The 21,727-nt window shown below is 35.3% G+C and carries 17 protein-coding genes and 4 tRNA genes; 8 read left to right on the plus strand and 13 right to left on the minus strand.

All coding sequences use genetic code 11. The features are described 5' to 3' along the window. Window positions 1–2 precede the first annotated feature (2 nt). From C0T34_RS02900 to cspE, 11 genes are all read right to left on the minus strand, one after another. Window positions 3–1,649 (minus strand): methyl-accepting chemotaxis protein, encoded by a 1,647-nt coding sequence (locus C0T34_RS02900; RefSeq protein WP_098942415.1) that lies wholly within the window; start codon window positions 1,647–1,649, stop codon window positions 3–5. Between the two features lie 59 nt (window positions 1,650–1,708). Beyond that, complete coding sequence (locus tag C0T34_RS02905) at window positions 1,709–3,415, minus strand: methyl-accepting chemotaxis protein (protein WP_098942414.1); 1,707 nt, start codon at window positions 3,413–3,415, stop codon at window positions 1,709–1,711. 383 nt (window positions 3,416–3,798) lie between these two features. Beyond that, on the minus strand, window positions 3,799–4,299 hold the full coding sequence (cheW, locus tag C0T34_RS02910) for a chemotaxis protein CheW (RefSeq protein ID WP_023581802.1): 501 nt from the start codon (window positions 4,297–4,299) through the stop codon (window positions 3,799–3,801). Window positions 4,300–4,320: 21 nt separating this feature from the next. Continuing rightward, on the minus strand, window positions 4,321–6,504 hold the full coding sequence (cheA, locus tag C0T34_RS02915) for a chemotaxis protein CheA (protein ID WP_098942413.1): 2,184 nt from the start codon (window positions 6,502–6,504) through the stop codon (window positions 4,321–4,323). 35 nt (window positions 6,505–6,539) lie between these two features. Then, window positions 6,540–7,586 carry a flagellar motor protein MotB gene (motB, locus tag C0T34_RS02920; RefSeq protein ID WP_098942412.1) on the minus strand — a complete coding sequence of 349 codons (1,047 nt, stop codon included), beginning with the start codon at window positions 7,584–7,586 and terminating at the stop codon, window positions 6,540–6,542. Window positions 7,587–7,588: 2 nt separating this feature from the next. After that, entirely contained in the window at window positions 7,589–8,482 is an 894-nt protein-coding gene (motA, locus tag C0T34_RS02925; protein WP_036935706.1) for a flagellar motor stator protein MotA, read from the minus strand. A gap of 134 nt (window positions 8,483–8,616) precedes the next feature. Beyond that, window positions 8,617–9,198 (minus strand): flagellar transcriptional regulator FlhC, encoded by a 582-nt coding sequence (gene flhC, locus C0T34_RS02930; protein WP_006533207.1) that lies wholly within the window; start codon window positions 9,196–9,198, stop codon window positions 8,617–8,619. A 2-nt stretch (window positions 9,199–9,200) separates the two neighbouring features. After that, a complete protein-coding gene (flhD, locus tag C0T34_RS02935) occupies window positions 9,201–9,551 on the minus strand; it encodes a flagellar transcriptional regulator FlhD (RefSeq protein ID WP_072063484.1) in 351 nt (116 codons plus the stop codon). Window positions 9,552–13,277: 3,726 nt separating this feature from the next. Beyond that, window positions 13,278–13,976, minus strand: coding sequence for an MgtC family protein (locus tag C0T34_RS02940; RefSeq protein ID WP_088495205.1), 699 nt, complete (start codon window positions 13,974–13,976; stop codon window positions 13,278–13,280). 403 nt (window positions 13,977–14,379) lie between these two features. Continuing rightward, window positions 14,380–14,574: a protein DsrB gene (gene dsrB, locus C0T34_RS02945; RefSeq protein ID WP_075673852.1), complete on the minus strand. Its 195-nt coding sequence runs from the start codon at window positions 14,572–14,574 to the stop codon at window positions 14,380–14,382. Between the two features lie 110 nt (window positions 14,575–14,684). Continuing rightward, entirely contained in the window at window positions 14,685–14,897 is a 213-nt protein-coding gene (gene cspE, locus C0T34_RS02950; protein WP_004243573.1) for a transcription antiterminator/RNA stability regulator CspE, read from the minus strand. Between the two features lie 455 nt (window positions 14,898–15,352). On the opposite strand from cspE, the gene C0T34_RS02955 reads away from it, so the two are divergent. Further along, on the plus strand, window positions 15,353–15,859 hold the full coding sequence (locus tag C0T34_RS02955) for a YlaC family protein (protein ID WP_098942411.1): 507 nt from the start codon (window positions 15,353–15,355) through the stop codon (window positions 15,857–15,859). A 155-nt stretch (window positions 15,860–16,014) separates the two neighbouring features. Beyond that, a tRNA-Asn gene (locus C0T34_RS02960) sits at window positions 16,015–16,090 on the plus strand. Between the two features lie 142 nt (window positions 16,091–16,232). Here C0T34_RS02960 and C0T34_RS02965 read toward each other — a convergent pair. Further along, the gene (locus tag C0T34_RS02965) at window positions 16,233–16,826 is read right to left on the minus strand and encodes an NAD(P)H-dependent oxidoreductase (protein ID WP_098942410.1); all 594 of its coding nucleotides are present in this window, start codon (window positions 16,824–16,826) and stop codon (window positions 16,233–16,235) included. Between the two features lie 90 nt (window positions 16,827–16,916). Continuing rightward, window positions 16,917–17,858 (minus strand): AraC family transcriptional regulator, encoded by a 942-nt coding sequence (locus tag C0T34_RS02970; protein ID WP_098942409.1) that lies wholly within the window; start codon window positions 17,856–17,858, stop codon window positions 16,917–16,919. 297 nt (window positions 17,859–18,155) lie between these two features. On the opposite strand from C0T34_RS02970, the gene C0T34_RS02975 reads away from it, so the two are divergent. The 6 genes from C0T34_RS02975 to C0T34_RS03000 all read left to right on the plus strand — a co-directional run bounded on the left by C0T34_RS02975 (window position 18,156) and on the right by C0T34_RS03000 (window position 21,674). Continuing rightward, window positions 18,156–18,231 (plus strand) — tRNA-Asn (locus tag C0T34_RS02975). Between the two features lie 353 nt (window positions 18,232–18,584). Next, window positions 18,585–18,660 (plus strand) — tRNA-Asn (locus tag C0T34_RS02980). A gap of 322 nt (window positions 18,661–18,982) precedes the next feature. After that, window positions 18,983–19,058: transfer RNA gene (locus C0T34_RS02985), tRNA-Asn, on the plus strand. 198 nt (window positions 19,059–19,256) lie between these two features. Next, entirely contained in the window at window positions 19,257–20,309 is a 1,053-nt protein-coding gene (pyrC, locus tag C0T34_RS02990) for a dihydroorotase (protein WP_098942408.1), read from the plus strand. A gap of 211 nt (window positions 20,310–20,520) precedes the next feature. Then, window positions 20,521–20,775, plus strand: coding sequence for a biofilm formation regulator BssS (gene bssS, locus C0T34_RS02995; RefSeq protein WP_064720401.1), 255 nt, complete (start codon window positions 20,521–20,523; stop codon window positions 20,773–20,775). A 296-nt stretch (window positions 20,776–21,071) separates the two neighbouring features. Then, complete coding sequence (locus tag C0T34_RS03000; RefSeq protein ID WP_109849671.1) at window positions 21,072–21,674, plus strand: LuxR C-terminal-related transcriptional regulator; 603 nt, start codon at window positions 21,072–21,074, stop codon at window positions 21,672–21,674. The last annotated feature ends 53 nt before the right edge of the window (window positions 21,675–21,727 follow it).

The following is a 21,727-nucleotide window of genomic DNA, read 5'->3' on the forward strand; positions in this document are numbered from 1 at the left end:
TTTTAATGGGTCTTTTTAAAAAATGATTTTTTATCTGCTTTTTTCAACCCATTACCTTCTAGGGATGAAGAGGAATTACTCTCATCCGTGTCAGGCAACTCGAATGCCGATACAGCATCAACAAGATTATTAGCCTGATCTTCCAATGCTGCGGCAGCAGATGCTGATTGCTCCACCAAAGCAGCGTTTTGCTGTGTCACCTGATCCATCTGACTGACTGCATCAGCGACTTGGTGAATACCTCGACTTTGTTCATCAGAAGCTGAGGCGATTTCTGCCATTAACTCAGTGACTTTATTTACTGATGTGACGAGTTCCTCCATTGTCTGCCCTGCATTATTAACGAGTTGAGAACCTTGAGAGACTCGTAAAACAGATTCATCAATCAATAATTTGATCTCTTTTGCAGCATCAGCACTACGTTGAGCAAGGTTACGAACTTCTCCAGCAACAACAGAGAATCCACGCCCTTGTTCACCTGCGCGCGCAGCTTCAACCGCTGCGTTAAGTGCTAATATATTGGTTTGGAACGCAATACCATCAATCACACTGATAATAGCCCCTATCTTTTGAGAACTTTGTGTAATCGCATCCATGGTTTCAACAACACTATGCGTGATTTTTCCACCACGTATGGCTGTTTCAGAAGCAGACTCTGCTAGCTTGCTCGCTTGCAAGGCGTTATCAGCATTTTGTTTTACCGTTGCTGTTAACTCTTCCATACTTGCCGCAGTTTCTTCTAACGAAGCAGCTTGTTGTTCAGTTCTTGAGGATAAATCCGTATTTCCTTTGGAAATTTCTTGAATGCCAGAATACATAGCATGGCTGTTATCACGAACGATACGAATAGAACGCGCGAGCTCACCACGCATATCTCGTAGTCGTCTAAATACATCCCCTATTTCATCATCGGTGAAGACAAGAATTTCACGATTTAATTTACCGGTAGCAACATCATTAAAATAACGGCTTAAACTTGCAAAAGGTTTAATGATATTAAAATTTAGCCAGCGATGAGCAGCGATTGATACAACAATAACCATCGCTATTGCACCGATAAACATCAAGATAGCAATAGTATAAGATCGATGTCCTTGCTCTATAGATTCAGTAATTTCTGTCTGAACATAATTCATATAGGTGTTAAATGAATTTTCCATTGCAGTTTGATAACGTTCTGTTGGTTGATCTAAAAAACCTTGGAAGTTATCGTTTTTTAACATGCTATGTAATTCAGTTAAGGCACCGTATAAAACGTGGTAATCGTTTTTTACTGCTTCAACGATTTCTTTTTCTTCTGTTGGGATTGCCTCTTTATTGATATCAGCAAGGAAATTTTGAAAATGTGTATTCGCCGTTTCCAAACGTGAAAGTGCAATTGATTCAATAGATTGAATATAATCCGTTGACTGTTCAGTTTTCACTGCAATAGCTACACGATTAATTGCATTACGTGTTTGTATTAAAGATGCCCAACTTAATCCTAATTCATCTCGCTTAGATGTATCTATATCTACTCTGGTGATCTGTTCGTTATTCAAATGAACGATCCCTAGCGAAATACCACTAGAAATCACCTGCATAACGCAAAACATCATCAGCAATAAATAGAGACTGGTGGATATCTTTAATTTGCGAAACCTAAACATGCCTTCACCTCGTTTAAAGCGGTGGTTAAAAGCCACCGCTTGTCAGCCACTTGTTGTTGTTAGAAAGTTTCCCAGTTAGCGGGATCTTCAACACTGCTGCTCTTTTTCTTTTCTGAGGTTCCTGGTTTTATAAGTGGAGCAGCGGCTTTAACTACAGGGGTTGCATCCGATTCCTTTCTTTCTAGCGTTTTTTCTTCCTGACCCGGTAATTTGAAGATTGAAACTAAGCGGGTTAATGCAACTGCTTGATCTTCAAGACCAGCAGCAGCGGCTGCAGATTGTTCTACTAAAGAGGCGTTTTGCTGAGTGACGCGATCCATTTCAGAAACTGCAAGGCCAACTTGTGAAATACCTCGGCTTTGCTCATCTGATGCAGAAGCGATTTCGCCCATGATGTCAGTAACACGCGTTACTGAATCTACGATACGTGTCATCGTTTCACCCGCACTTTCAACGAGTACAGAACCCGTTTCAGTACGACTTACAGAATCTTCAATCAGTGTTTTTATTTCTTTAGCAGCTTCTGCACTTCTCTGTGCAAGGTTACGAACTTCACCGGCAACTACCGCAAATCCGCGACCATGCTCACCGGCTCTTGCTGCTTCAACAGCCGCATTCAGTGCCAAAATATTGGTCTGGAATGCAATGCCATCGATAACGGCTGTGATATCGGTGATTTTCTGAGAACTTCCGGCTATGTCGTGCATCGTTTGCACCACATTAGCAACAACTTTTCCGCCTTGGCGGGCAATATCTGAGGCGTCATTAGCAAGGTTACTTGCTTGACGAGCATTGTCTGCGTTCTGTTTTACGGTCGCCGTTAACTGTTCCATACTTGCAGCAGTTTCTTCTAACGAAGCCACTTGCTCTTCTGTACGAGCAGATAAATCATTATTTCCAGCAGCAATCTCACTTGTGCTGTTATAAATGTTTTCCGTACTTTGATAGACACCACGAACGGTTTGAATAAGTTCTTGTTGCATATGCTTTAACCCATTTGCTAACAAGCTCATTTCATTGCGACCATTCACTTCGATATTTGGACGTAAATCACCTTCAGAGAAGGTTTTGATACTTAATAGAAGTGAATTTAATGGTCTAATTAAGGCATTACGTAATGCAAACCAGCATAGAATTAATGCCGAGATCACGATAATGGCTAATACAACCATAGTAATGACAGTACGTTGGTGAGAGGCCTCTAGTGCCACATTTAACTCTTCGTTAAATTTCTCATTACGCATGACATATGCAAGATATTCTTTATAAAAAGCGTCTTGATAACCCGTAGTTGGTTGCTCAAAAAAATCTTTTAAGTTTTTATCTTGAAGTAAAATTTCCAGTTGATTTAATGCAGAGTAATATTCGATAAAACGCCCTTTTAGGCTACGAACATTATCTTCTGAGTGAACTTGATAAGCAGTAATATTCTGTTCAAATTCTTTAAATTTCTCATCTGCACGAGACATATTTTTACGAGCAAGACCCGTTAGATAGTCAACAGATAGAGAATCATCTACATTAAGATTTTTATCTTGTAATAAAAAACTAATCGCGGCGCGGTTAATGTTATTACGAGCTTGCAGTAAGTTAGCCCAGCTTTCATCTAGGCGCTCACGTTGATCTTGTATTGTCAGTGTTTTATTAAGGTCGCTTCTTGTCTCAACGATATTTGAGTAAAAAACGCCCCCTGAGATAAATTGCAAAACACCAAACAACAGAAGAATGGATAATAATCCAGTCACTATTTTCATTCGGCTAAACATAGTTTCCCTTTTTATAATAAACGGTAATGAGCAAGTTATCGGCAGACTTAAGAGAAACTTTATAGGTTTCATTTCGTCTTAGTCACGCTTTTGCCCCATTAGAAAGCGGTGGTAATACTGTTTTTAATTAAAATTATAAGTATAAAAAACTTTAAAGTTATTTCCGTCAGTAGAAAAATATTACAGCTAGGTGATAGCTACTTATAAGTTAATAAATAATAAAATAGAACTTAACTAAAATTATTAGTTCTTTTTTATCTTTTAATTTTACTTAAAGTTAATTTGATGCTTTAGCACTCGCTAATAAAATAAAAAAGATAGAAATAGCTATTCCGGCAAAATTACCGGAACAGTATTTAGATTATTTTTTAAAAAATAAAAACTTATTTAGCTTGAATTGTTGCGCTATCGACTAATTCCATTTCTTCACTGTTGAGTAATTTTTCAATATCAACAAGAATAAGCATTCTTTCATCTAAAGTACCTAAACCTGTTAAATACTCAGTAGACATTGTGACTGCAAACTCTGGCGCAGGGCAGATTTGCTCTGGCTTTAGCGTAAGAACATCAGAAACGCCATCAACAACAATTCCCACAATTCGATTTAATAAGTTAACCACAATAACAACAGTATTGTCATTATAAGTTACACTTTCTTGTGAAAATTTAATACGCAGATCAACTATCGGAACAATAACGCCCCGTAAATTAGTTACACCTTTAATAAAGCTAGGTGAATTAGCAATACGTGTAACTTGATCATATCCACGAATTTCTTGGACTTTTAAAATATCAATTCCATATTCTTCATCGCCCAGCGTAAAAATTAGAAATCCTTGTCCAACAGTTTCACCGGATAATTTCTCGAAATGTTCCGAAGCCATAATCTTATTTTATCCTCACTATTAAATGACTGCGCTTGCAGTTGTATTCTTTTTCTTATTTGTCATTTGTGTATGACTTAAACGTTGCAATTCTGGTACATCAAGAATTAAAGCCACACTACCATCGCCCATAATTGTTGCAGCAGATATTCCAGGTACTTTTCGGTAATTGCTTTCTATATTTTTAACAACAACTTGATGCTGACCAACTAATTGATCTACCAATAAAGCATAACGACGTCCGGCGCTTTGAACAATTACCGCAATTGCTTGGGTAATATCGGTTTGAGCACCTTCAATATTAAAAGTACGATGCAGTTCAATCAGTGGTAAATATTCTCCTCTGACCTGCAATAATTTCTCATCACCAGCCAATGGATAAATATCATCTTCTTCTGGTTGTAAAGAACTGACTACCGTTCCTAATGGTAAAATAAAGACTTCGTCATGAACTTTAACAGACATACCATCTAAAATTGCTAATGTCAGTGGAAGTAAAATACGAATGCGCGTTCCTTTACCCACTTCAAAACTGATTTGAATTTGACCGCCCATCTCTTGGATATTTCGTTTTACAACATCCATACCCACACCACGACCAGAAACATCCGTGACGACTTCTGCAGTAGAGAAACCAGGTGCAAAAATCAGCATAGCAATTTCTTCGTTGCTCATATTTTCAGAAACTGCAAGCCCAGAGGAAATCGCTTTTTTCAAAATACGTTCACGGTTTAATCCAGCACCATCATCAGTCACTTCAATACAAATATTACCGCCTTGATGTTCCGCAGACAGGGTTAATTGCCCCGCTTCCGGTTTACCCGCTGCAACACGATCGGCTGGCATTTCAATACCATGATCAAGACTGTTACGAACTAAGTGAGTTAAAGGATCGATAATTTTTTCAATTAAGCTTTTATCCAGTTCTGTTGAGCTACCAATCATGTTTAGCTCAACTTTTTTATTCATTTTACCTGCAACATCACGCACAACTCGAGGGAAACGACTGAAAACATATTCCATCGGCATCATACGAATTGACATAACAGATTCTTGCAAATCACGAGAATTACGCTGTAACTGAGCAATACAACTTAGTAAATCACTATATATTGCAGGCTCAAGGCTACCACTGTGCTGTGCCAACATTGACTGTGTGATAACCAGTTCACCAACTAAGTTGATTAATTGGTCAACTTTTTCAACTGCAACACGAATACTGCTTGATTCTGTTTTTGGTGCAGCTGCCGCAACAGGTCTTTTCGCTGATGTAGCCGATGCCACTGGTGCTTTAGCGGGTTCTGCCGATGGCGTCACTTTTCCAGCAACTGGTTTTTGTGCAGATGTAGTTTGTTCTACTTGGCTTTCAACATGAACATCATCAACAGATGTTGTACTTTCTTCTGTAACTGTGTTTTCTTTTGGTGTTTTTTCTGCAACAGCCACTTTTTTAAACGAGATTTGTTCAGGTTCAATCACAAAACAAAGTACAGCGCTGATATCTTCTTCTGTTGCAGTGGTTTTTAATATTGCTTCAAGACCATGATGCTGTTTTTCAACTTGGCTAACTTCACCAAGGTGTTTTAATTCATCAAGCATTAAATCAATATCTGTCTCTTTAAGATCAGACAAAATAATATGATGGTAATAATGTCCATCAGCCGCCATTGTCGATGTTACTTCGACCATGGTTTCTGTGGCTTCACTTTGCATACTTTCAGAGTCAGATGACAAAACAGAAGTTTCAGTCATTGTCACTTGTGAGTCTGAAGCTTCAGATCCAGCACCAACCTCAACTTGAGGAGCGGATTGTTCTTCTTTTACATCGAGAGCCAGCTGACGCAACTTCTCACAAATATAGTTAAATGTTTCCTCATCAGGTTCTTGTGAGTTTTTATGTGCATCCAATTGCTGTTGCATAATATCTTTCGCTTCCAGAAACAGGTTAATAATGTCGTCGGTGAGCGCCATCTCATGACGTCTTGCACTGTCGAGCAAGTTTTCAAGCACATGAGTGGTCTGTTGAAGTTTAACGAAGCCAAATGTTGCAGCTCCTCCTTTTATGGAGTGCGCACTACGGAAAATCGCATTCATCTGTTCTTGATCTGGATTTGCAGGATCAAGTAACAGCAAATGCTGTTCCATATCAGCTAACAACTCATCTGCTTCATCAAAAAATGTTTGATAAAACTCAGTAATATCCATCGTTACTCATTCACCTTTACGCGATTACCAACAAATTAGGGGGCTGTTCCCTGCTTTGTAGTAATATTTGTCGATTGTGATGGCAAACTTTCCCCAGAAACTCCTGTTTCAACATTTTCCTTTTTTGATTCGGGAAGCTCAGATGCAGAATACACAGACGAACCCGTCTGTGTATTTTCTGCTTTTTCTTGTGGGGTTTCTTGCCCTGAAAGTAGAGGTTCAATTTCTGAAGCCTCAGTTACTGTCGGTGCAACCCGCTCATTTTCTTGTACAATTTTTTGTTCTGCTTGCTTCGTTAAGACCAGAATACTGATCCGTCGGTTAGCAGGTGCAAAACCATCCTCTTTAACTAAATGAACTGTTGATGCCATACCCACAACACGCAACACTTTCCATTCACCTAAGCCAGCACCAATTAACTCTCGACGAGAGGCATTCGCGCGATCCGTTGATAGTTCCCAGTTACTGTATTTAAAAGCGCCACTTGCATAAGGAATATCATCGGTATGACCCGATAAACTAATTTTGTATGGCGTGTCATTTAAAATAGGTGCAATTGCCGTCAAAATATCCTTCATATAAGGTTCAACGGTAGCACTACCGACTCTAAACATAGGTCGATTGGCTTTATCGATAATTTGGATGCGTAAACCTTCATCCATCATGTCGATTAATAAATGAGGCTTCAGATCTTTTAATCTAGGATCATTTAAAATGACTTGTTCTAAATTCTCTTTTAATCGGCGGAATTGTTGTTTTTCATTGAGCTGTTTATCTTCCTGGCCTTTTGGCAAAATATCACCTTCGTTATAAACAGGATCACGCCCGCCTCCAGGAATAGGATTGGTTGCATCCCCACTAAATCGCCCTTTTTCAATAGCAACTTTTAATGGCGTACGAAAGTATTCTGCTACACGAGTTAATTCTTGCGGGCTAGAGATTGAAAGTAACCACATCACCAGAAAGAAAGCCATCATTGCAGTCATAAAGTCAGCATAAGCTATCTTCCATGCACCGCCATGAGCGTTATGTTGCTTTCTTCCTCGCTTTTTAACTCGAATGATTTGTGAATTACTCTTCATAATTACTCTTCTTTCATTGCATCAGGATTTGCCTGCATTGGTGTCCGTACCTGACGTACATGTTCTTCCAACTCAATAAAAGAAGGTCTGTCTGCCAGAAAGAGGGTTTTACGTCCAAATTCAACAGCTATCTGTGGCGCATATCCATTCATGCTAGATAACAATGTTGTTTTGATGCACTCCATCATTTTCATTTGCTGACTAGAGCGCTGTCTGAGTCTAGAAGCTAATGGTGAAATAAAGCCATAAGCTAATAAAATACCTAAGAAAGTACCAACCATTGCGTGTCCAATTAATACGCCCATTTCGCCAGCAGGTCTATCCGCAGCACCTAACGCATTAACAACACCCATAACCGCAGCAACAATACCGAACGCAGGTAATGAATCCCCCATCGCCGATAAACCTGTTGCAGGCACTTCGCTTTCTTCCTCAAAAGTTGCAATCTCTTCATCCATCAGAGATTCAATTTCATAAGGATTCATATTCCCTGTCACCATCAGGCGCATATAGTCAGTAATAAAACTGAGCATATATACATCTTTCATAATGCGAGGATATTGGGAAAAAATGTCACTTTGTTGTGGATTTTCGATATCTCTCTCTAATGCCAACATCCCGTTTTGACGAGCTTTTGACAATAAACGAAACATGAGTGCCATTAAATCCATGTACATCGCTTTATTGTAATTTGTACTACGAAGTAATTTCGGTAGGATCTTCATTGTCGATACAATTGCTCTACCATTATTACCCACAATAAAAGCACCGATACCGGCACCAAAGATGATTATAAATTCGGCTGGCTGGTACAAGGCGCCTAAACTACCACCGACGAGAAGATATCCCCCGATGACGGCGCTCATAACCACGATATATCCTAAGAGTACTAACACGCGATATCCCTTTAGCTAATTTCGTTATAGAGAGAATGGCGAACATAGCAGCAAGAGATAGGAGGGGGAGAGGAAACGGCTCAGGTTATAGATAACTAAGCTCTATAACCTGATATTTAACTTTCAATCTCGAATCACATTGCAAACTGTTCAAGACCATCCAACAGTTGTAAGTTAATATCGGCAGGATTGGCGGAAAGTTTACGTTTTTTTATTGCGCGAGAAGGTGGCTGGCAAAGACTACAAACATAATTGCTAGCTGGCTGGTGTGCGTGTGTAATAAATGAACCATTACATTTGGTACAAACGGAAAGTTGCAACATGCCACTTTCAACAAAGCGTACTAATGTCCATGCTCTTGTTAGTGCTAAAATAGGTTCTTGATCTTTAACAGGCGGACATTGCTCTAAGTATAAACGATAAGCTTTAACAACAGCCTCAACGCCAACACAACCGCCATTTTTTAATAAAAAGCGATATGCGTTATAAAACATTGAGGAATGGATATTTTGTTCCCATGTCATAAACCAATCCGTTGAAAATGGCAGCATTCCTTTTGGAGGGGGGCTCCCTCTTAATTCTTTGTATAATTTAATTAAACGCCCCCGACTTAATTGAGTTTCACTTTCAAGCATTTGTAAGCGGGCACCCAAGGTGATTAATTCCATTGCTAAGCGAATATCCTTCGCTTCTCGGACGATACTTTTCTCACTCATTGTTATGCCCGTTTCTTTGTCGCAGTAGTATCTTGTTCCGATAACTGACGAAACAAGTTAGAAGAAAGAAGAATGCCAGTATGGATTTGTTGCAAATCATCCACTCTAGATTCTTTAGTGAGTTGTTCTATTGTTTCGCTGTCTTCAAACCGGAAATTACAGATTAGTTGGTTTGTTTCAGCCAACTTAACCAATTGAGGCAATGTAAGCTCTGCCAGTGCATCCGCCATAGCGTCACTAATCCCAAGCCGAAACATTGCGGAAGCCTTTTCTTGGTTAATTAACCTTTGCGCCAAAAGCAAATACGATAAATTTATGTCATAAATATGCTTAAGCAATTCAACCGTACTCATCTCTTTACATCCCGTCCGATTATATTGAACAAAGAGGATCTTCCTAATGAAAGATCCCGAGGAAATTAATATAAATGTAATATTAAATTTCCAGGCCCCATTTTATGAACATGACACGTAGTAACACTACCTTGTATTACTTAGTTACGGTCATTTTCAAAAGTAGCGAAAAAAACATTTAAATTAAAAGTAAACTTTAAATGCTCGCCAATATAGCTCGTTAAGAATAATCCTAACGCGACAACTTTACTCCTTAACGATTAAGTTATTCAACGGATAAAGTAGTCTAATTTAAATACTATGTGAGTCACATCACAAAAAGATAATCATTATTATGGAATTAGTTCATTAACTATTCAAGTGATAAAAGTAATAAAACTAGGTGTAAATTAATAAGCTAATCTACCCAAATTAAAATATTAATGATAATTTTTTATTTTATACGATCTATTAAACTTATAAACCTAAAAATACAGCATAAAAATTTGACAAATCCACAATTGAAGATTTTTTTGATCACAGTAACATATATTGATATATCTCCTCCTCATCTTTATCTAAACAGGCTTCCCAATTTTAATAAATATTTCTATAGATATTATTTTTTTCATCATTTACGTAAACCTTCAGAAATGATCACTTTTTATTTACAATTTGTTTGAAAAATAACCTATTCTAATTATTTATAGTTATCCTAAATTTTTTTATTATTTCACAATTGAAATTATTCTTTAAAATCAACATGATATTGCAGTTGATTTATTAGGCAGAACGATAAGTCATATAAAATTAAATTCTTAGTTATGCATCTTCACCCTTAAATCATTGAATATTTATTTCCACGTTATTAAAGTTTCAATTGTAATAATACAATTTAACTAATACTTATTAAGTACTATTTAACACTTAAATTACAGAACTCTTAATAAGAGTTTTATTGGCTGTAAATTAGTCACAGAGAAATAATATCCACATACAAATAAGTTTTATTTATGAATAGCAGTATATATTATGAACAATGAGAATTTAAAAATGCCACGAGTTTAATATAAAATCAAAAAAATGTTTTTTATTTAATTAAATAAAAAACACCTGCAATTTAATTATCAATTTAAAATTGAATATAAAAATAATATAATATTTAACTTAAGTTAAATTTAAAAAAACAATCATCTTTTTATAAAATAAAGCCATATTTTATTAAAATGAAAAATAAAATTAAAAGTGTCTTATTTTTACTGTATAGATATATATATTAATTAAATAATCTACAATTAATTAAAAATATAAAAATCAGTAAAAAAACATAAAGAAAAAAACAGATCCATTAATCATGTTTTATATAATCTCACCTCTTTTATTATAAAAAAAGACATTTTTTTGAAATATAAATTTCAATTCCATAAAAAAAAGACCTCAAATTATCCAATACAAAGTAATTAATTCATAAAATAATAAGACAAAATATAAATTCTGTTTTTCCTGTTATCAGCATTACCTCTGTACAATAAATGGCTGTAATGACAAATATGACAACCCAAGGTTAACACTTGTACACATCAGCTTTTTCAATGTAAAGACAAAAAAACAAATATGATCAAAATAACATCTTATTGATTATTCTATTGGCATTACCTAGAAATAAAAAATATCAAATGTTACTTTTTACCCCCAAAACAGCTCTTAATAGCAATTTGTTTTGCTCTTACAAATGATGAGTATTGTTTCACTTTTCCTCTTATCATTCGGTTAGCTTCTTTTTTTCAACCTAGTTAGCACAAGTCTCAAGACATTACAGAACAAAAAGTGCTGACACGTAACAACACCATTACTTAACAAAAGTTGATGTTGATGGGTTTAGAAGAGTATAAAGATTTAAATATCGATATATCTTTACTTAAAACGATAAAATATATCTCTAAATATTCTTCTATTCTAACCACTAATTTGACTCATTTTATTACCCTTTTTATGAGTAATTTCGAGTTTCAAAAGACTTTTCCTCTCTATCAAAGCTTAATAAAAATATTGATGTATCTAAATAATCAAGACCCATATCTCATTTATTAGATTAATCTTAAAAACCAATAACAATGCTTAGTATTCTATACCCCAAAAGTGTTCTAAATTTTTGGAAAGGGAAGCTTTTGAAAAATATTGTAACCGTATTTTTCAAAAGTAATAATTGAGATTATTCATGCTGTGAATGCAAATACTTTGTGTATTGCTTTCAGCTCTATTGAAATGAGTTACATCGTTTTTTAGTAAGCAAACATGAAATGATTGCTCCCCTTTTATACCGGCAATTTTTTAAATTAGCGTTCCTCTTATACTTGGTTTTATCTTTTTTGGTAAATCGAAAAAGGTCAGTGGCACAATTATCCTTTATATATATTTTCACAGTAAATACCAATGACACATCTATTTCATACTAAGATAATTCTCCTTCTGTAATAAGTAAGATTTACATCCTTGACAAAGTTATAAACAATATAATTCTGAAATTATTATTTTATCGAATGAAAGGAGTGGTGTGGTTTTTCTACGCTTATTATAAAATTACTTATTGGTATCATTTTTTCTACATGGCTTTTACAAAAAATCCTACAATCTTTCAAAAGATTTTCATTCATTATTGATTAGTGATTACAAACAACATACCACAGCAATTCATCAGCTTTACTGTAGCGGTCTAAACTCACCATTTTCCTGAATTCTTCTCCATTTTTTGAGGGTCTAATTTGATTAAATTAAAAACATTACTCAAAAAATCAAACTTAAATTAAATGCGATAGAAAATATTGATAAAATTTTCACCAAATACATTGAAATAATTTGAGAGTATAATTTAGGTATTAAAAAAAAATCCAATATAATCAATGGAAAACATTGATTTCAACCCAAGATTCTATACTGCACTAAGCCCCTTAATAACGACTTTTTGTCCTACAATACTCCTAAGTACCTCATTTAATAAGTAAACCATGGGTAGCAATCGCTTACTTGATTTTAGTTTTTCCTGTTTATTAAAAACAAAATAAACAGAGATAAATCAAATTGATCTAAAACGTAAGATTAATAAAGATGAGAAATCACGCCAAATATACTCTAACGCAGTTCAACATTTTTCATTCATAACTCATTATATACGGGTTAACCACAATACAAATAATTGTGTATTAATCAATTTAGGTAAAAATGTTTGTTTTTATTAAAACGAAAATGAATATATTCCACCCTATTGCGTATTTTAATTAGCTCTTTTTGAATACATTTTTCCATTTTTTATTCCATAAAGTAATAGTTACAGAAATAATAATTACATAAACAAAATACTTTATTTCTATATATACTAGTAATAATACGTAATATATGACTAAGTTCTCATTATTCTCATCAGAGGAGTTAGTTCTTAAATTAAGTATTATGTTGATGATGTGAATAATTTTAGGTTTGGATAGTCAAAAGTGAATGCTTTACTAAGAGCATACAAAAGTATGTAACTGATACGAATAAGCGTAATCACCCACACAACAGCTTGAAATATGACAGAACTATTACTTACAAACTACAACGTTATATTCTTTATAACTTTTATCAATACTCATATTCTTTTTTGGAATAACTTTGTAAGTTGATATCTAGTTAATATCTCGATGACAAAAAAGCTCCCTATATTCAATACAAGGAGCTTTGATTAGAAAGGTATTATTTTCAAAAGATCCGTTAAGCAGGATGCTCTGCCGCTATCTTCCAATTAATTGCACTGACACTCTTCTCTAAACTTACTCTACAAACAATCGCCTCTATCTCTTTTTGCTCAACAGGTGTTGCAAGTAATTCAGCACAAACTTCCAACTGGCTAGGCATCAATGTATCAGCACTACTTAAAGACTGTAATCGAACATGTAGTCCATTTATTGCTTGTAAAATGAGGGTTCTAACTAAAACCTCATCTTCTTCATGACAAATAATTCGTATTGAGTAACGTTGTTCAATGTCTATCGCTTGATGTTGTGGCTGAGCGTTTATCCGCTGAGCCGCTTCCCGTAATAAAATATTCGCACAAAGAATAAGAAGTGTGGCTATGGTTGCTAATTGATATAAACCTAAGCCACATAACACGCCAATTCCTGCTGAACACCAAAGCGTTGCAGCTGTATTAAGCCCACGTATATTCATTCCTTCACGCATGATCACACCAGCACCAAGAAATCCAATCCCCGAAACAACTTGAGCTGCGATACGGCCAGGACTATCTGGTGAAGTTTCTATTGAACTTAAAATAAAAACAGCCGCACCCGTTGCAACTAAAGCATTTGTTCTTAACCCTGCCATTCTTTGTCGCCATTGACGTTCAGCGCCTATCAAAGCACCAAGACACATTGCAATTATGAGATTTAAAATATAAGGCGTCATCGTCATGTTTATTTCCTCTACATGATGATTAAAATCGATATGAAAACTTTGCTCTGATAGTTCAGAGTATTGAAATTAATTCATCGCCTTAGGTGGAGGAAATAAAGAGAAAAAAATGTAGCACATGAAGTTACCCTTCGTATTTTAGTTGCATAAGGGAAATCATTTGGGTAAGTGCAGAATAGGAATATATAAGAAAGAAATATTACAATGCACTGCCCACCAAAATGGTAAGCAGTTTCAGCGAAGAAAACAGCCTACCGATTATTTTGAATAAAATTACTCTCAGTTAATGGATTTATCATTAACCTACAACTTTGTGTATCCAATGTGTTTTCTCCTAACTAAAATTTGGCGAAAGTATAAGTAGCTGATTTAAAATTGTAAATGAACAGTACCTAAACGTAAGTCACTTTTGCTGTATGGGTCTAACAAATGTTCCTTCTCCGCCCTCTTTTTCATTAAAAAACCAAATTCCTTTTGGATACTCGGGAAGTGATACTAAATACATTATACCTTCGTTAAATTCTTCAATAAGTAGGATTGTTCCTTCACGATCGTCAATACCATCTGTTTTCACAACAACGCTATCATTAACCTGCATTTTCTCTCCTGATAAATATTATCATTCTCTTTTTCTTTATTTTACCCATAAAGAAAAAGCCTGCCACCATAAGGTGACAGGCTTGAAGAAAATTTTTAAAAGGCTTTAAATTACAGAGCTGTTACGTTAGCAGCTGCTGGACCTTTTGCACCGTTTTCAATTGTGAATTCTACGTTCTGACCTTCAGCCAGAGTTTTGAAACCGTTACCTTGAATGGCAGAAAAGTGAACGAATACGTCTTTGCTTCCGTCTGCTGGAGTAATAAAACCAAAGCCTTTAGACTCGTTGAACCACTTAACTTGACCTTTCATTTTGTCAGACATGTGACTTTCCTATATATCAATAAAACGTTGCCTTCTCGGCATCTACTGGCCTGAACTACCTATAACTTATGGGCACACATGAAGAAAACGGTCAAAAAGCGATGCTGTTTAAAACTCATTAACTTAGAATGTCAATCATAAATCAGGTCTGTATTGAGGCCTTACTCATTAACGCATGAGACAAGTTTAATAGCAATAGTTTTATGCGTCTAAAGATTAAAAAAATGCGAATTGCACATTAAAAATACAATTCTTCCTCTATTTTTATCACTGTGCATAAAATTTATTTGATATTTTATCTCTATTATTAACAACAACTAAGAATATTCTTAATGACCTAACAATAACAGTTAATGCCAGATTTAAAAAAAACTGTTCTACCCGCTTATCTTGTCCCCGTGATAATCTAGTAATAAGAAACAAGTTTGCAACATTCATCTATTAAGGTGTTTACAATGAATGTATTAAAAGAAATCTTAGAGCGTGATTTAGACCGAATCAATAAAGCAGAAAAAAGAGACGGGAAACCACATTTTAATAGTCAATTTTTAAAAAACCATATCTGGTTATGTATCAGCATGGTTCTCTCTTATGTATTACTCGCTGCATTATTAATTTATTCACCTTACTTTGGTGTTATCTCACTCGTTCTGTTTACTGTGATGTTTTTAGTTATGGCCGGTATCTTGTTATTTGATATTAAACCTATCTATAAATTTGAAGATATTGGTGTTCTCGATTTGAGAGTTTGCTATAACGGTGAATGGTATACCTTTGAAAAACTCTCTGATGAAGCCATAAATGAGATCCACCAGCACCCAGCGATATCTCAACAAATAAAAGAAGACATTCGTGAGATTATTAGTAAAAAACAAGAAATTCATTTTTACGATGTGTACTTGATGGTATTTGATCCCGTTCAACAATCAATTGCAGCATCACAATTATCCCCTCAAGCCTAAGTTATTCTCCGTGTTACATATAAAACACGGAGAATAACTTCTATTATTTAGCCACTTTGTTGATAAAGCAACCAAACAGATGTTTAATCCACTTTTAACGTTGACACTCTGATATATCATCGTTATTATGCGCCTCGTTCTCTAGAGAACTCGCTTCCTCCATAGTTCAGTCGGTAGAACGGCGGACTGTTAATCCGTATGTCACTGGTTCAAGTCCAGTTGGAGGAGCCAAATTTAGAAAAGCTCGCGCTATTATAGTGCGGGCTTTTTGCTTTCTTAGCTTTCACCATCTAAATCAGCTACCTAAATCCAATCTAAATCGTTATCTTGATTGACTAATAGATAGCTAATTTATATCTAGCCAGATAAATATCTAATCAGCGATCCCAACAATTTCTTGTTCTAAGTGTTTTTTATACGCTTTAATATCTTGTTCAATTTGTGGTTGTTTCACCACATCAAACATTCCAAAGGTTTTTAATCCTTCCATACCTAAAAATTGATTCGCTTTATGGAATGGGAAATAGACAGCATCAATCCCTTTTCCTTCAAAGAACTGTTCTTGCTCTTCAAAAGATTCAAAAGGTGCATTCCAAGTTACAGAAAGAAGATATTTTTTGCCTTGTAATAATCCCCCCGAACCATATTTTTTCGAAGGATCTTTTCGTGTACGGCCATCATCAATAAACATTTTGCCGTATCCAGCACTAAATACATCATCAATGTATTTTTTTAAGATCCAAGGCCCTTCCATCCACCAGGCAGGCATTTGATAAATGATGACATCAGCCCATAAATATTTATCGACTTCTTCATCATTATCATAGCCATCATCAATACGTGTTGATTGCACATTTATATGATGTGAAGACAATAATTCTGTGGCAACTTGCGTCAAATGGTCGTTGAGCTTCCCTTCAGATCCATCAAACTCTTTTGCGGCATTAATAATAAAAACATTAGTCACGTCCAAACTCCTTTGTATACACATAGTTAATAAACTGACTGTAACGCAATTATCTATTACTACTTTAACTCATTTCTCCATTATTCTTGCCTAATAATCCAAAGATCCCCCTTCTGATCCAGAGACCTTTAATCGTTGAATATCTTTTAGGGGCGACAATCCGAATAGTCGCTGATATTCACGACTAAACTGTGATGGACTTTCATAACCCACAGTAAATGCTGCTTCAGAAACATCACTCTTTTCAATTAGCATAATCCTTCTCGCTTCATTTAGTCGTAACCATTTTTGATATTGCAATGGTGTCATGCCAGTTCGATTTTTAAAGTGAAAATGAAATGAAGAGGTGCTCATACCCACTAACGTTGTTAGACCTTCAATCCGGATTGTTTCGCGATAATATTGTTTAATCCAATCAAGAGCATGACTAATTTGCCGGCACTGAGGATGTTGCGAAGCTAGTAGTTGCTGACGTGCACCATCGTTTGCTCGTAATAAGTAATAAAGGATCTCTTTTTGGATCAAAGGAGCAATAAACGGTGCGTCTTCGGGTGTATCTATTAGTTTTATAAGCCTTGTTACTGCTTGTAGAATTGGTGCGGTTACTTGAACAATTTGTTGAGCTCGGATCTCGTTATTTTCTTGTAGTAATTCAAACTTATTTTCAGCTAACAGTTCAGGTAATAGAGCGAGATCTAATTTTAGCAATATTGCTAAAAAAGGCGTTTCTTTTGAAGCCTCACAAACTTTAGCAAAGGTGGGTATTTCTGATGATGTTAAAAGCATATTCATAGGACGATAGCAATTTGTCTCTCCCCCTATTGTTATCTGCTTTGCACCTTGCGCAGCAATAGCCAAACTTGGTTCATACATCCAGCCTTCTGATTCTGTAATAGAACTATACCGACATAACGCTAGACCAGAGACAACCGTATCCCATCCCCCTTCTTTATCTTTTGTATATAGAAGAAGTGTTCTTTTAAAATGCTCAAACTCTAATACTATCGGTGTAGATAAATTCGCAGTATCCATAACCTCTGATTCTTCAATTTAGTCTGTGAATTCGCCAGATTGTATTACTAAATAGTTTGAAAAACTTTCTTTTAAAAAAGCACCTTATCTTTTCTTACCAAGGTAAAACATATTTCACCTAGTAGAAATGTAATTTCGAGTATTATTTCTACTGATAACCATTTATTTTTTATACATTTTTATCAAAAAAGAAACAATCTGATGCACTCTTGAGCAAACGGTTATTTTTTTCATTTTTTTACTTTACAAGGTGACCGAGGATAGCTATTATTCGCCTCGTTCTCACGAGAACTCGCTTCCTCCATAGTTCAGTCGGTAGAACGGCGGACTGTTAATCCGTATGTCACTGGTTCAAGTCCAGTTGGAGGAGCCAAATTTAAAAAAGCCCGCGCTATTATAGTGCGGGCTTTTTGCTTTCTACTCATCAGCTATTTTTATTCCTTCATTTTCTTATTTATTTCCTTTGTATTCTTTACATTTCCATCTTATGCATCTGCTATTTCAATTCCAGGTTAACTCAAAGTCATCAATAAAAGAGTGCGTTCTTATAGGATCATTTAAATCAACACCACCCACTGACTATTTTTTAAACTTAAAACCACCTTATTTGATTTAAAAACTATAAATTAGTTATTTTTTAACCACTTAAACTATTATTTCACTTTTTTTACTTTACAAACTTCATCACCCTCGCTATTATCCGTCTCGTTCTCACGAGAACTCGCTTCCTCCATAGTTCAGTCGGTAGAACGGCGGACTGTTAATCCGTATGTCACTGGTTCAAGTCCAGTTGGAGGAGCCAAATTTAGAAAGGCCCGCGCTATTATAGTGCGGGCTTTTTGCTTTCAATCTTCTCTATTATCAATACCATTCCTATTTTTCTTCCCTTTTATTTTTCAGATCTCAGTGTCGTCTCGAATACGTTATCTCTTTATTTTTTATCTTTATTTTCAGTCTTCAATGTAGAGAAAATAACCATAAAAAAATGTTTGCCTCGTCATTATTAGATTATCTGTTTTAGAAATACACAATATGTTGTTTATCTACGCACTTAAACAAATATCGTCGATTGCCCTTTGACATATCAAATCACTCACTATATGATACACGCCACTTAATGATGTTCCTCCATAGTTCAGTCGGTAGAACGGCGGACTGTTAATCCGTATGTCACTGGTTCGAGTCCAGTTGGAGGAGCCATTTCTCTTTGTGTCACCCTCGTAACCTTTTGATTTTATTCTCTGTTTCACCTTACATAATTCCAAAAACATAATAAAAAAATACGATTAAATGGTAGCTATTTAATCGTTTTCGTATTAGCATTCGTTTCCGGCTTGACTATCTAGTCCAATCCAATCCTTGATCTTTCGATTTTCCTAAGACACACGGAGCCGGTATATGACCACTGCACAACCTATCACCCTCACTATTCGCCGTCCTGATGATTGGCATGTTCACTTTCGTGATGATGACATGCTAAAAACTGTTGTTCCTTATACCAGTCGCTATTTTGGCAGAGCTATTGTCATGCCAAACCTTGTTCCACCAGTTACAACGATTGAAGCTGCTCGCACTTATCGTGATCGCATCAAAGCGGCTATTCCTACGGGAGATAACTTCGAACCGTTAATGACTTGCTATTTAACAGATAGCACACTGCCTTCAGAAGTCGAACAAGGTTTCTTACAAGGTGTTTTTACTGCTTGTAAACTTTATCCTGCAAATGCAACAACTAACTCTAGTCATGGCGTATCAGATATCACAAAGATTTACCCTATCTTAAGTGTGATGGAAAAAATCGGTATGCCGTTGCTGATCCACGGCGAAGTAACCGCTTCAAATATTGATATTTTTGATAGAGAAGCACGTTTTATTGATAGCGTTATGTCTCCTGTACGCAAGCAATTTCCTGAGCTAAAAATTGTTTTTGAACACATTACAACTAAAGAAGCAGCTCAGTATGTGTTAGAAGGAAATGAATTTCTCGGAGCCACCATCACTCCGCAACATTTGATGTTTAACCGCAATCATATGTTGGTTGGTGGTGTTAAACCTCATCTATATTGCTTACCTATTCTTAAACGCAACGTTCACCAAGAAGCACTAAGAGAAGCTGTTGCATCAGGAAATTCTCGCTTTTTCTTAGGTACAGATTCTGCACCTCACTTACAACACCGCAAAGAATCATCTTGTGGTTGTGCAGGAGTATTTAATGCACCAACCGCACTGGCAGCTTACGCAACCGTATTTAAAGAACTCAATGCATTACAACACTTTGAAGCTTTCTGTTCTTTAAATGGCCCTCGTTTTTATGGTTTACCTGTTAATGAAGGAACAATCACATTAACTGAAAAAACGGTTGAGGCTCCAGCGCAAATCCTTTGTGGTAATGAAGCGCTTATTCCTTTCTTAGCAAATGAAAATATTCATTGGGATATCACTGTCGATTAATCCGTCCCCTTGATATTTATCTAAAATGCACCATATAACATTTGTTCGACTGTTAATGGTGCATTACTCTTTTATCAGAGCCAGCACACATTTTTTTGTTATAGCAAAAATTTATCTTTTTAATCACGATAAATCTCGTATACTGAAAAGTAACCACTTTGTGTGGGAGCTTCTCTCTTAGTCAAAACCGGTTGTATGATTAGGAGGTATTATGAGTAGAAAAAATGAAGTTATTCAGACACATCCTGTTGTAGGCTGGGACATCAGTACTGTTGACATCTACGATGCCATGATGTTGCGTTTACATTATCTTCCTGAAAACGAACATCATCCAGAAAACGCAGTTGTAGATAAGACACTTTGGCTCACAACAGACATAGCTAAACAGTTGATTCACATTCTTCAAGCTGGTATTGATAAAATTGAATCATCTGAAGATTCTGTTTCAGACAACACCAAGCATTAATAAAAAGATCTAGAAAAGATAGCGAACGCAAAGCAGGAGTACTTGGTACTCCTGTTCTTATTTTTACCTCTCAATAACCCATCATCACATATTGGTTATATCCATATACAAACCAATCCTTACGATATAAAAAATAATTAGTTATATTAACAAATCAAATTCCATTTAATGAAAAAACAATCATAACCTTTTTATTCGATATATCTTCAAAAAAAGAACATATAAGCCGAATTGACATAAAATGAGGTTATCTTTATTTTAATAAATTAAAACGGCTACAAACAAGGAAGTTATTTGTGAAAGTATTAATTATTGATGAATGTTTTTTTACTCGTAATGGTATAAAACATTATTTTTCGAAGAAAAATGTAAGGCATGAAATAATTGACATATCATCTATACAAGAAGCAAATAATTATATTAATCACTCAATGCCAGATATTATATTTATTGATCTTACAAGATATTGTCGAGAAATAGCACATTGTCCACATTTGCAGTTTTTTTTCATTTCAACAAGAAGTTGCCGACTTTATCTTTATATTGATGCAAATTATCCAGACAAAGAAAGACCTATCGCGTTGACAAATAACTGTTTTATCCTTCCTAAGAAGATACTTCCTTGGGTGCTTGAAAAGACATCTTTATTCACTTCTCGTTACCAAGTTTTCTTTCCAACCTATAAACATTCATTATGTTCTATTTTTAGCTTACAAGAACAAAAAATAATTAATTATTGGATGAATGAAATACCTAATCACCAAATTGCTAAAAAATTGTCCATTAGTGGTAGCACCGTATATTCACACAAAAGACATATTACCGAAAAAATTAATGTGAAAAATCGAATTGAATTATTTTTCATATATAACATTTTAAAATATATATACGAGAAATAATCTTATTACATTTAAATAAAAAAATAAACAGAAGAAAAAAGGAGTCCAATTCC

It is taken from the genome of Proteus sp. CA142267, assembly GCF_003336825.1.
Classification (GTDB): domain Bacteria; phylum Pseudomonadota; class Gammaproteobacteria; order Enterobacterales; family Enterobacteriaceae; genus Proteus; species Proteus terrae.